Below are 11,584 nucleotides of genomic sequence, written 5' to 3'. Positions count from 1 at the left end.
AGAATCTAACGTTTATCTTTCACGTAACACCTTCATTTTTTGGAGTTTTTAATGGCGATCGAACGCACCCTCTCGATTATCAAGCCGGACGCAGTGGCCAAAAACGTCATCGGCCAGATCTACGCCCGTTTCGAAGGCGCAGGCCTGAAGGTCGTCGCGGCCAAAATGATCCACCTGTCGCGCGCTGAAGCCGAGCAGTTCTACGCCGTGCACAAGGAGCGCCCGTTCTTCAAGGATCTGGTGGACTTCATGATCTCGGGCCCGGTGATGGTGCAAGCCCTGGAAGGCGAGAATGCAATTGCCAAGAACCGTGACCTGATGGGTGCAACCGACCCGAAGAAGGCAGAGAAGGGCACGATCCGCGCTGACTTCGCTGACAGCATCGACGCCAACGCCGTGCACGGTTCGGACGCTGCTGAAACGGCTGCCGTAGAAGTCGCTTTCTTCTTCCCCGGCCTGAACATTTACAGCCGCTAAGCGTCAACACTAGACTGGGATTGGTAGTTTCGGGTTGCAAGTCATGAACGATGTGGTGAATCTCCTCGATTTCGACGCACAGGGCCTTCTCGCGTACTGCGAGAGCCTGGGCGAGAAGTCGTTCCGCGCCAAGCAATTGCAGCGCTGGATTCACCAGTCGGGTGCGTCTGATTTTGGCGAGATGACCGATCTCGCCAAGTCGCTGCGCGAAAAGCTCGCGACCCGTGCCAACATCCAGGCACCGGCGGTCATTTCCGATCACCTCTCGACGGATGGCACACGCAAGTGGCTGGTCGACGTGGGGCAGGGCAATGCCGTCGAGACGGTCTACATCCCCGAAGAGACGCGCGGCACGCTGTGCGTGTCGTCTCAGGCGGGATGTGCCGTCAACTGCCGGTTCTGTTCGACCGGCAAGCAAGGGTTTTCGCGCAACCTCAGCTCGGGCGAGATCATCGGCCAGCTCTGGATGGCCGAATTCGCCATGCGCAAGCAACTTGGCCGTGGCCCCAAAGACGACCGTGTCATCACCAACGTGGTGATGATGGGCATGGGCGAGCCGCTGCTGAACTACGATGCCTTGGTGCCCGCATTGCGCTTGATGTTGGACGACAACGCGTACGGCTTGTCGCGCCGACGTGTGACGGTATCCACCTCCGGCGTGGTGCCGATGATGGACCGCCTCGCGCACGATGTGCCGGTGGCGCTGGCGGTGTCGCTGCATGCCTCCAACGATGCGCTGCGCGACGTGCTTGTACCGCTGAACAAGAAGTACCCGCTGGCCGAACTGATGGCAGCCTGCCGCCGCTATCTCGAGTTCGCGCCGCGCGATTTCATCACCTTTGAATACTGCATGCTGGATGGCGTCAACGACACCGTCGAGCATGCCCGCGAACTGTTGCGCGTCGTGGCCGACGTGCCGTGCAAGTTCAACCTGATCCCGTTCAACCCGTTCCCTGAGTCCGGGTTGAGGCGCTCGAACAACGAGCAGATCCGTCGTTTCTCGCAAGTGCTGCTGGACGCCGGCATCGTCACCACGATCCGCAAGACGCGTGGCGACGACATCGATGCGGCCTGCGGCCAACTGGCTGGCGAGGTCAAGGATCGCACGCGCTTGGCTGAGCGCGGCAAGTTTGGCAAGATCGTCGAGATCCCCGTGGTTGGGGCCGACTCCACTCACCGCATGGGTACCGCATGAAGCGTTGGTCGACTGCTGTCAGTTTGGTCTTTACGCTGGCAGCCGCCGGATGCGCATTGCCGCCGCCGGTCCAGACACAGACACGAGAAGTCACGACCGTCCCCGATCAAAAGGCAGACACCGGCCGTCGTGCCGCGATCCGATTGCAGCTTGCGACGCAGTATCTGGAAGCTGGTCAGGCTGCAACTGCGCTTGAAGAAATCAAGAACGCCATCGCCATCGACCCGAACGTGCCGGGTGCGTATCACATTCGGGCGTTGGCTTACATGAGCTTGGGTCAGCGCGAACAGGCTGACGACAGCTTCCGTAGCGCTCTGGCCTCGACGCCGCAAGACGGCGATCTGCTGAACAATTACGGCTGGTTCCTGTGCTCGCAGGGTGGCAAGCCCGATCAGGGCATGGCGATGCTACGTCAGGCTATCGAGGCGCCGGCAGCGGGCAGCCCGGCCAAGCCGTGGACCAATCTGGGCGTTTGCCAGATGCGGCAGGGCGATCTGGATGGCGCCGAGAAGAGCCTCACCCGTGCAACTTACATTGATGCCAACAACCCGCTGACCAACATGACGTTGGCACAGCTCTACTACAAGCGCCGCGAGTATTCGCGTGCCATGCCGTTCGTTGAGCGCGTGAACGGCCGCGGCAATCCGACGGCAGAGAGCCTGTGGCTGGGCGCACGCATCGCGCGCCGCGTGGGTGATATCTCGCAACAGAATGCATGGAGCGCGCAACTGCAGCGCCGTTTCCCCAATGCGCCCGAAGAGGCGGCTTTCGAACGAGGAGCGTGGGATGACTGACCGCGACGTGGCAAGCGCCGCCGACCTTTCTCAAGGTGCCGCGCCTGCCTCGGGTTCGCCTGCAGCCGTATCGCCGGAGCGCGACGATGCGCTGCGCGAGATTGCTGAACGCCTGCGCGCTGGCCGGGAGCGCCAGCGCTTGACGGTCGAAGACCTGGCCACACGCCTGAAGGTGGCGCCAGGCAAGCTGTTGGCCGTGGAAGCCGCGGATGTCGGCGCATTGCCGGACATGACCTTCGCCAAGGGGCTGATCCGCGCTTATGCGCGCGTTTTGCAGGTCGACGTCGACGACCAGCTTGTCCGTCTGAACGCGCGCGCCCCGGTTACCAATATCGGTTTGCGTCCCGAAGGCGGGCTGGGTGAGTCGTTCTCCGACAAGCCGAGCTTTTCCAAGCGTCGCGGTGGCGGTGGCTGGCTCATTGGGCTGCTGGTTGCTGTGGTTGTGGCTGGCGGAGCACTTGTCGGCATGGACCGTCTGAAGCAATGGTTTGCCGCGCAGACCGCTGCCACCCAAACCACCGAATCTGCCGCGAAGGAAACCGCGCCGCCGGTTGAACAACAACCGGCATCGGCCGAGGCGGCGCAAGCGCCCGCACCCGCCCAAGCGGAAACGCCGGCCGCATCCATGCCGACGCCGCTGACGCCCGTGGTACCGGCTGCCCCAGCTTCCGGTGTCGTGACCGCGCCGCTGGCGCCGCCGCCTACGCTGCCGCGCTCGGATAATGGCAAGGACGCCGCACTGGCGCCTGTCGCCGCAGCTACCAGCGCCAAGCCTGCAGTGGTCAATGTCGATGCCCCTGCCGCTGTTGCACCGAGCGAAGCCGCCAAACCGGCAGAGTCGGCAACGGGTAACGGCACAGTCTCGGTGCGTTTCTCGGGCGCCTCTTGGTTTGAGGTCAAGGACAAGTCCGGTAAGACGCTCGCCAGCGGCTTGGCCAAGGAGGGCGACGCGCGTGACCTGACCGGCACACCGCCATTCAAGGTCATTTTTGGCAATGCCGAGGCCGTTGAATCGCTCACCGTTGGTGGCGCATCGGTCGACATCCAGAAGTACGCCCGCAATCGCGTGGCACGGGCCACGTTGCCCTGAACCGTTTTGTTGAATGGCGTGGCGCCTGACTGGGCGTCGCGCCTTGTCTGATCATGGAAACCTCCACGCCTCTCGACTGCGCTCCCGCCTTGCCCGGTCCGCTGCCGCGCCGGAACTCGCGTGCGGCAGAAATCCGCTGGGGTGACCGTATCGTTCACGTTGGCGGCGCCGCACCGGTCTGCGTGCAATCGATGACGAACACCGATACGTCGGATGCCATCGGCACCGCGATCCAAGTGAAGGAGTTGGCGCGCGCCGGTTCTGAGCTGGTGCGTATCACGGTGGATACGCCGGCTGCGGCTGCCGCAGTGCCAGCCATCCGCGAGCAACTCGATCGCATGGGCGTGGACGTGCCGCTGGTGGGCGATTTCCACTACAACGGTCACAAACTGCTGCAGGACTATCCCGAGTGCGCGCAGGCGCTGTCCAAGTACCGCATCAACCCGGGCAATGTGGGGCAGGGCGCGAAGCGTGACACGCAGTTTGCGCAGATGATCGAGATCGCGTGCCGCTACGACAAGCCAGTGCGCATCGGCGTGAATTGGGGCAGCCTGGATCAGGATTTGCTCGCACGCATCATGGACGAGAACGCTCAGCGTGCGACGCCGTGGGATGCCCGTACCGTGATGGTTGAAGCGCTGATCACCTCGGCGATCCAGTCTGCGCAGAAGGCGGAAGAGATTGGTTTGCCGGGTAGCCAGATCATCCTGTCATGCAAGGTTTCGGCCGTGCAGGATCTGATCGCGGTGTACCGTGAGTTGGCGCGCCGCTGTAACTATGCGCTGCACCTCGGTTTGACTGAGGCTGGCATGGGCAGCAAGGGCATCGTCGCTTCGACGGCCGCGCTGTCGGTGCTGTTGCAAGAGGGCATTGGCGACACGATCCGCATTTCGCTGACGCCCGAGCCGGGCGCGCCGCGTGAGAAGGAAGTCATCGTGGCGCAGGAGATCCTGCAGACCATGGGCCTGCGCAATTTCACGCCGATGGTCATCGCCTGCCCTGGCTGCGGACGTACGACCAGCACGGTGTTCCAGGAGCTGGCTGCGCGTATCCAGTCGTACCTGCGCGAGCAGATGCCGACGTGGAAGGTCACGCACCCTGGTGTCGAAGAGATGAATGTGGCCGTGATGGGCTGCATCGTCAACGGGCCCGGTGAGAGCAAGCACGCCAATATCGGCATCTCCCTGCCGGGCACGGGTGAATCACCGGCAGCGCCGGTGTTTGTCGACGGTGTGAAGGTGAAGACGCTGCGCGGGGAGCGCATCGCAGAAGAATTCCAGACGATCGTCGACGAGTACGTGCGCACGCATTACGGCGTGCAAATCGAGACGGCATAAGGCTTCACAGCAAGAAACGACAAGCCGGCCCTACGGAAGGGGCCGGCTTTTAACGTGACATCATGAGCGAACCGAAACAACAACGCGTGCAAAAGATCGCTGGCGTCAAAGGCATGAATGATCTGCTGCCCAGTGACGCCCCGCTGTGGGAGCACTTCGACAACGCCGTGCGCAGCATGCTGCGCGCCTACGGCTATCAGCAGATTCGCACGCCGATCGTTGAGCAGACGCAGCTGTTCGTGCGTGGCATCGGCGAGGTGACGGACATCGTCGAGAAGGAGATGTACTCCTTCACTGACAGCCTGAATGGCGAGCAATTGACAATGCGCCCGGAAGGGACCGCCGCCGCTGTGCGCGCAGTGATCGAGCACAACCTGTTGTACGACGGCCCGAAGCGCCTGTGGTACACGGGCCCGATGTTCCGCCACGAGAAGCCACAGCGTGGCCGCTACCGCCAGTTTCACCAGGTGGGCGTGGAGGCTCTGGGCTTTGCCGGCCCGGACATCGACGCCGAAGTCATCCTCATGTGCCAGCGCCTGTGGGATGACCTCGGCCTGGTCGGCTTGAAGCTTGAGCTGAATTCGCTCGGCCAAGCGGAGGAGCGCGCCGCGCACCGTGCCGATCTCATCAAGTATCTGGAAGGCTTCCAGGACATCCTCGACGAAGACAGCAAGCGCCGCCTGTACACCAATCCGCTGCGCGTGCTCGACACGAAGAACCCTGCGCTGCAGCCCATGGCGGCCGGCGCACCCAAGCTGATCGACTATCTGGGCGACGAGTCGCGCGCGCACTTCGACGGCGTACAGAAGCTGCTCAAGGCGAACAACATTCCGTTCACGATCAATCCGCGCCTGGTGCGTGGGCTGGACTACTACAACCTCACGGTGTTCGAGTGGACGACCGACAAGCTCGGCTCGCAAGGTACCGTGGCCGGGGGCGGCCGCTATGACCCGCTGATCGAGCAGATCGGCGGCAAGCCGGCACCCGCATGCGGCTGGGCGATGGGCGTCGAGCGCATCATCGAGTTGCTGCGTGAAGAAAAGCTGGAGCCGGAAGCGCAGGGTTGCGACGTGTACATCGTCCACCAGGGCGATGAAGCGCAGGTGCAGGCATTGGTGGCTGCCGAGCGCCTGCGTGATGCCGGCCTGGACGTCATCCTTCATGCCTCGGCGGAAGGGCGCAACGGCAGCTTCAAGTCGCAGTTCAAGCGTGCCGACGCAAGTGGTGCATCCTATGCGGTTATCATTGGCGACGATGAAGTTGCCCAAGGCGTGGCACAGATCAAGCCGCTGCGCGGCGATCCGAATGCCGATGCCCAGCAGACCGTGCCGGCTGACCAATTGGTCGACCGCCTGATCGATGCCATGGTGGCAAACAGCGACTAACTCCAAAACCTCAAGCTCTGCAAAGCATGGCCTACGATCTCGAAGAACAGGAACAACTAGAGAGCCTCAAGCACTGGTGGCGCGACAACGGCAACGTGGTGACGTGGATCGCCATCGTGGTGCTGCTGGCTGTGGCTGGCTGGTTTGGCTGGAAGAACTGGCAGCGCAAGCAGGCGGGCGAAGCGTCCGTACTGTATGAGCAGGTGCAGAAGGCTGTCGATGGTAAGGACACCGAGAAGATCAAGCGTGCCGCCACCGACATGGAAGACAAATTTGGCAGGACCGCTTACGCGCAGATGACTGCGCTGGCTGCTGCCAAGGCGCTGTACGAGGCTAACGATGCCGTGGGCGCGAAGGCGCAGTTGCAATGGGCCATCGACCACGCACACGATGACGAGTACAAGGCTCTCGCCAAGCTGCGCCTGGCAGGTCTGCTGCTTGACGAGAAAGCCTACGATCAGGGCCTCGCGCTAGTCTCGGGCGACGTTGCACCGGCGTTTACCGGGTTGTTTGCCGACCGTCGTGGCGACCTGCTTGCCGCGCAGAACAAGACCGAAGATGCCCGTACGGCCTACAAGCTGGCGCTCGAGAAATTCGGTCCGACGGAGGCTTCGGCTCGCCAGATCGTGCAGTTCAAGCTGGATGCCCTGGGCGGTGCCTGACCGGTAACGCTGGTGCACCTCAACGCATAACAAAAAGGATCTCGATTTCATGATTCACGCACTTGAGCAGGGTGGTCTCGCGCGCGCTGCGCGTGTCGCAGTGCTGGCACTGGCGGCGACGGCCGTTCTGGGTGGTTGCTCGCTGTTCAGCAGCAAGGTCAAGCATGAGCCCGCCAAGCTGAAGGAAGTTCAGCAGGTGCTGGCCGTGAGCCAGGCGTGGAGCGTGAGCGTCGGCAAGAGTGGCCGCTACGTGATGCAGCCGTTCGTCTGGGGCAACAACGTCTACGTGTCGGCCGCCAACGGCGGGGTGTCGGCGCTGGATGGCGCGACCGGCCGCACCGTGTGGCAGGGTAAGGCGGATGTCGATCTGACCTCCGGCCCGGGCAGCGACGGCACATTGACGGCTGTGGCCGGCGAGAAGGGCACCGTCGTAGCGTTCGACGAGAAGGGTGTGCAGAAGTGGAAGAGCACGGTCAACGGTGAAGTCCTGACCGCTCCACTGGTCGGGCAGGGCTTGGTGATTGTGCGTACGACCGATGGTCGCATTCTCGGCTTGGATGGCAGCAATGGCGATCGCAAGTGGATCTATCAACGCTCGCCATCGGCACTGAACCTGCGCAGCAGCCTGCCGATGATCTTTGCCGGTGACAATGTGATCCTGGGCTTTGCCGGTGGCAAACTGGGTGCGCTAGCGGCCAGCAATGGGGCGCTGCGCTGGGAAGCAGCGGTATCGTATCCACGTGGCGTGTCGGAAATTGAGCGCCTGAACGACGTGACGGGGGCGCCGTCGATCGATGGTCAGCAGGTTTGCGCGGCCAGCTTCCAGGGACGTGTGGCGTGCTTCGATGTCAGCACGGGTGCTCCGCGCTGGGGCCGCGACTTCTCCTCGCCGACCGGCGTGACGCAGGACGGCGGTTCGCTGTTTGCGGCGGATGAGAAGTCAATCGTCTATGGCTTCAATGCTCAGAACGGCGCAGACCTGTGGAAGAACGACGCGCTGCTGTGGCGTGATCTGGGCGCGCCGCTGGCATTCGGTCGTGCGGTCATCGTCGGTGATTTCGAAGGCTGGCTGCACTTCCTGGCGAGCGACAGCGGCAAGTTTGTCGCCCGCGTGAAGGTGGACGGCAGCGCCATTAGCGCAGCACCGGTGGTGGTCGGCCAGACGCTTGTGGTGCAGACGCGCGGTGGTGGCGTCTACGGCTACCTGCCGAAATAACACCTGCCGTCGCGTGCAGATGACACCGCGGCGGCAAACGAATCACTCGGGGCGGCAGGCAGGTTGCCGGCGCCTCGAACCCGCGCCCGCGTACCCCGCGGGCGTCTTGCATCTGTGCCATCCTGGCATTAAGCCGTACAGATGCCAATCGCAGTTGCAACAACCGGAATTTGCCGTGACGCCATTCGCGCACGGTACACAAGCATGAAACCAGTCATTGCCCTCGTGGGGCGGCCGAATGTCGGCAAATCGACCCTGTTCAACCGTCTGACGCGCTCGCGTGACGCGTTGGTTGCGGACATCCCTGGCCTGACTCGCGACCGCCACTACGGCGAGGGTCGCATCGGCGAGCGTCCGTTCATCGCGATCGATACCGGTGGCTTCGAGCCCGTCGCTAAAGAGGGCATCGTCGCCGAGATGGCCAAGCAGACGCGCCAGGCTGTGGTCGAGGCCGACGTGGTCATCTTCATCGTCGATGGTCGTTTGGGTCTGGCGCCGCAGGATCGCGTGATCGCCGATTATCTGCGCAAGACTGGGCGTCGCATCCTTCTGGCCGTCAACAAGGCCGAGGGCATGCGGTACACCGCCGTCGCTTCCGATTTCTATGAGCTCGGATTGGGCGATCCGGCGGCCATTTCGGCTGCGCACGGCGATGGCGTCAACGACTTGGTGGCGGAAGCGCTCGACCTTGCGTTTGCCGAGCGCCCGGAGCTTGCCGAGGCAGCCGACGCGCATAGCCACGGTACGCGGATTGCCATTGTCGGCCGCCCGAACGTGGGCAAGTCGACGCTGGTGAACGCGCTGATCGGCGAGGAGCGCGTGATTGCGTTCGACATGCCGGGCACCACGCGCGATTCCATCTATGTGGATTTCGAGCGCAACGGCAAGCCGTACACGCTCATCGATACGGCCGGCCTGCGCAAGCGTGGCAAGGTGTTCGAGGCGATCGAGAAGTTCTCGGTGGTCAAGACGCTGCAGTCGATTGCAGATGCCAATGTGGTGGTGCTGCTGCTCGATGCGCAGCAGGATATTTCCGACCAGGACGCACATATCGCCGGCTTCATCGTCGAGTCGGGCCGCGCGCTGGTGGTTGGCGTGAATAAATGGGACGGACTTACGGGCCACGCGCGGGACCGTATCAAGCACGATCTGGAGCGCAAGCTTCAGTTCCTGTCGTTCGCCAACGTGCATTACGTCTCGGCCAAGGAAAAGACGGGTATCGGCGCATTGCTGAAGTCGGTGGACGCGGCCTACGCTGCCGCCATGGTCAAGCTGCCGACGCCCAAGCTCACCCGCGTGTTGCAAGAGGCGGTCGAATTCCAGCAACCGCGTCGCGCAGGTGTCTCGCGTCCAAAGCTGCGCTATGCGCACCAAGGCGGTTCCAACCCGCCGATTGTCGTGATCCACGGCAATGCGTTGTCGAACATTCCCGACACTTACCGCCGCTTCCTGGAAGGGCGTTTCCGCGAGGCCTTCCAACTGAAGGGCACCCCGCTGCGAATCGAATTTCGTACGAACAAAAACCCGTACGCCCAATCCAACGAGTGAGCGCGTGCCAAGCCGTGCTCGAATGAGGGCGGGGCGCGCCGGGGCATTCGAATGGGGGAGCATCAGAAGGCTGAGCTAGCCATTTCGTATGGCGAAGTCAGCGCTGTTTTCCGTTTGCTTTCCCTGATTTCTAAGGCTAAATTCACGAAACATGGCGCCTCGTGCGCCATTGGTGTCGTTTAGATTCACCTGGCGGACTCTTTTGACGAACTTTTTTTGCGTCGCCTGCTTGAACCCGGGCTTCCCAGCCCCATAACCCATCACTAAACCTATAAATCTGGAGTGTGCCATGAGCAACAAAGGGCAATTGCTACAAGACCCGTTTCTGAATGCGCTGCGTAAGGAGCATGTGCCGGTGTCGATCTACCTCGTCAACGGCATCAAGCTGCAAGGCAATATCGAGTCGTTCGACCAGTACGTCGTGCTCCTGCGCAACACCGTGACGCAGATGGTGTACAAGCACGCAATCTCCACCGTGGTGCCGGCCCGTGCCGTGAACTTCCGCGTGGACGAAGCGTCCGACGCCTGATCCTGCCTCGCTCCCGCCGCCCTCTGCGCGGCGGGGCGCACCCACCTCGGTTTCTCCTTTCTTTATTTCCCCCGCTTGTCATCCCATCCCACCTCCAGCTCGGAGCCGACGCGCGCTATTTTGGTTGCGGTCGATTTCGGCAAACATGATTTTCAGGAAAGCCTGAGTGAACTGGCGTTGCTGGCTTCCACGGCTGGCTCCGTCCCCGTGCGCGCCGTCACTGGCAGACGTTCCCGGCCCGATGCATCGCTGTTCATCGGCTCGGGCAAGGCAGAGGAGGTGAAGATTGCCGCGGATGAGGAGGACGCCGAGATCGTCATCTTCAACCATGCGCTGAGCCCCGCGCAGCAACGTAACCTCGAGCGCTTTTTCGGTCGCCACGTGGTGGACCGGACAGGCCTCATCCTCGACATCTTTAGCCAGCGCGCGCAGAGCCATGTCGGCAAGGTGCAGGTGGAGCTTGCGCGCGTGCGCTACCAGGCGGCACGTCTGGTGCGGGCGTGGAGCCACCTGGAGCGTCAGAAGGGCGGGGTCGGCCTGCGTGGCGGCCCGGGTGAGCGCCAGCTTGAGTTGGACCGCCGGATGCTGGATGAGCGCGCCAAGCGCCTGTCGTCCGAGTTGGACAAGCTGCAGCGCCAGCAAGACACGCAACGCCGTTCGCGCAGCCGCAATGATGCATTCTCCGTCTCGCTGGTCGGTTATACGAATGCCGGCAAGTCGACGCTGTTCAACGCACTGACCAAGGCGCGCGCCTACGCTGCCAACCAACTGTTCGCCACGCTGGATACGACCTCCCGCCGCCTGTACCTGGAGGGGCTGGGCAACGTCGTGCTGTCCGACACGGTTGGGTTCATCCGGGATCTACCGACGCAACTGGTGGCGGCTTTTCGCGCCACGCTGGAAGAAACCGTGCACGCCGACGTGCTGCTGCACGTGGTGGACGCGGCCAGTACGGTCAAGCACGAGCAGATGGAACAGGTGGACCGCGTGCTCGCTGAGATCGATGCCAGTGGTATCCCGCAGATTCTGGTGATGAACAAGATCGACGCGGCCGAGGAGTTGCGCGCTCAGGGCCCGCGTATCGAGCGTGACGAAAACGGTGCCGTGCGACGCGTGTTTGTGTCCGCCATCGAGGGCGCCGGGCTGGATCTGCTGCGTGAAGCGCTGGTGGAGACGGCAATTCGCCTGCGCGAGAACCCGGCGCCGCATGGTGGTGACTTCGATCCGCGCTTCGATACCCGTCGGGATCACCTCCCTGCGCAACGTGACGAACTGTCGCAGAGCTTGCTTGGCGGCGGCTCTTCCGCCGAAGGTGACGAAGAGGGCTGATAGAATCACCCGTTACTTCCTT

General features: G+C 62.8%; 11 protein-coding genes. All 11 read left to right on the top strand.

Features of this window, described 5'->3' with window-relative positions:
• The first annotated feature begins 51 nt into the window (after positions 1-51).
• The 11 genes from ndk to hflX all read left to right on the top strand — a co-directional run bounded on the left by ndk (position 52) and on the right by hflX (position 11,562).
• The gene (gene ndk, locus JHD73_RS15390; RefSeq protein WP_199031140.1) at positions 52-477 is read left to right on the top strand and encodes a nucleoside-diphosphate kinase; all 426 of its coding nucleotides are present in this window, start codon (positions 52-54) and stop codon (positions 475-477) included.
• A 43-nt stretch (positions 478-520) separates the two neighbouring features.
• Positions 521-1,672 carry a 23S rRNA (adenine(2503)-C(2))-methyltransferase RlmN gene (gene rlmN, locus JHD73_RS15385; RefSeq protein ID WP_199031139.1) on the top strand — a complete coding sequence of 384 codons (1,152 nt, stop codon included), beginning with the start codon at positions 521-523 and terminating at the stop codon, positions 1,670-1,672.
• Positions 1,669-2,466, top strand: coding sequence for a type IV pilus biogenesis/stability protein PilW (gene pilW / locus JHD73_RS15380; protein WP_199031138.1), 798 nt, complete (start codon positions 1,669-1,671; stop codon positions 2,464-2,466). Before rlmN ends, pilW begins: the two co-directional genes overlap by 4 nt.
• The gene (locus tag JHD73_RS15375) at positions 2,459-3,556 is read left to right on the top strand and encodes a RodZ family helix-turn-helix domain-containing protein (protein ID WP_199031137.1); all 1,098 of its coding nucleotides are present in this window, start codon (positions 2,459-2,461) and stop codon (positions 3,554-3,556) included. The genes pilW and JHD73_RS15375 overlap by 8 nt, the downstream gene beginning before the upstream one ends.
• A gap of 53 nt (positions 3,557-3,609) precedes the next feature.
• Entirely contained in the window at positions 3,610-4,893 is a 1,284-nt protein-coding gene (ispG, locus tag JHD73_RS15370; protein ID WP_199031136.1) for a flavodoxin-dependent (E)-4-hydroxy-3-methylbut-2-enyl-diphosphate synthase, read from the top strand.
• 62 nt (positions 4,894-4,955) lie between these two features.
• Positions 4,956-6,278 (top strand): histidine--tRNA ligase, encoded by a 1,323-nt coding sequence (hisS, locus tag JHD73_RS15365; protein WP_199031135.1) that lies wholly within the window; start codon positions 4,956-4,958, stop codon positions 6,276-6,278.
• Between the two features lie 26 nt (positions 6,279-6,304).
• On the top strand, positions 6,305-6,940 hold the full coding sequence (locus tag JHD73_RS15360; protein WP_199031134.1) for a tetratricopeptide repeat protein: 636 nt from the start codon (positions 6,305-6,307) through the stop codon (positions 6,938-6,940).
• A gap of 49 nt (positions 6,941-6,989) precedes the next feature.
• Positions 6,990-8,156 carry an outer membrane protein assembly factor BamB gene (gene bamB / locus JHD73_RS15355; RefSeq protein ID WP_199031133.1) on the top strand — a complete coding sequence of 389 codons (1,167 nt, stop codon included), beginning with the start codon at positions 6,990-6,992 and terminating at the stop codon, positions 8,154-8,156.
• 204 nt (positions 8,157-8,360) lie between these two features.
• Positions 8,361-9,704: a ribosome biogenesis GTPase Der gene (gene der / locus JHD73_RS15350; RefSeq protein WP_021194195.1), complete on the top strand. Its 1,344-nt coding sequence runs from the start codon at positions 8,361-8,363 to the stop codon at positions 9,702-9,704.
• Positions 9,705-9,993: 289 nt separating this feature from the next.
• Positions 9,994-10,233: an RNA chaperone Hfq gene (gene hfq / locus JHD73_RS15345; protein ID WP_003263868.1), complete on the top strand. Its 240-nt coding sequence runs from the start codon at positions 9,994-9,996 to the stop codon at positions 10,231-10,233.
• Between the two features lie 75 nt (positions 10,234-10,308).
• Positions 10,309-11,562, top strand: a complete 1,254-nt coding sequence (gene hflX / locus JHD73_RS15340; protein ID WP_199031132.1) for a GTPase HflX — start codon at positions 10,309-10,311, stop codon at positions 11,560-11,562.
• Positions 11,563-11,584: the final 22 nt, after the last annotated feature.

This window comes from Ralstonia sp. ASV6 (assembly GCF_016429285.1).
GTDB lineage: Bacteria > Pseudomonadota > Gammaproteobacteria > Burkholderiales > Burkholderiaceae > Ralstonia > Ralstonia flaminis.
Note: the sequence above shows the minus strand (reverse complement) of the source record. Positions and strands in the feature narration are given on the sequence as shown.

What these genes read in the sequence shown, in the direction of transcription:
- ndk (WP_199031140.1), top strand. Translation starts at nt 52, where the DNA reads ATGGCGATCGAACGCACCCTCTCGATTATCAAGCCGGACGCAGTGGCC.
- rlmN (WP_199031139.1), top strand. Translation starts at nt 521, where the DNA reads ATGAACGATGTGGTGAATCTCCTCGATTTCGACGCACAGGGCCTTCTC.
- pilW (WP_199031138.1), top strand. Translation starts at nt 1,669, where the DNA reads ATGAAGCGTTGGTCGACTGCTGTCAGTTTGGTCTTTACGCTGGCAGCC.
- JHD73_RS15375 (WP_199031137.1), top strand. Translation starts at nt 2,459, where the DNA reads ATGACTGACCGCGACGTGGCAAGCGCCGCCGACCTTTCTCAAGGTGCC.
- ispG (WP_199031136.1), top strand. Translation starts at nt 3,610, where the DNA reads ATGGAAACCTCCACGCCTCTCGACTGCGCTCCCGCCTTGCCCGGTCCG.
- hisS (WP_199031135.1), top strand. Translation starts at nt 4,956, where the DNA reads ATGAGCGAACCGAAACAACAACGCGTGCAAAAGATCGCTGGCGTCAAA.
- JHD73_RS15360 (WP_199031134.1), top strand. Translation starts at nt 6,305, where the DNA reads ATGGCCTACGATCTCGAAGAACAGGAACAACTAGAGAGCCTCAAGCAC.
- bamB (WP_199031133.1), top strand. Translation starts at nt 6,990, where the DNA reads ATGATTCACGCACTTGAGCAGGGTGGTCTCGCGCGCGCTGCGCGTGTC.
- der (WP_021194195.1), top strand. Translation starts at nt 8,361, where the DNA reads ATGAAACCAGTCATTGCCCTCGTGGGGCGGCCGAATGTCGGCAAATCG.
- hfq (WP_003263868.1), top strand. Translation starts at nt 9,994, where the DNA reads ATGAGCAACAAAGGGCAATTGCTACAAGACCCGTTTCTGAATGCGCTG.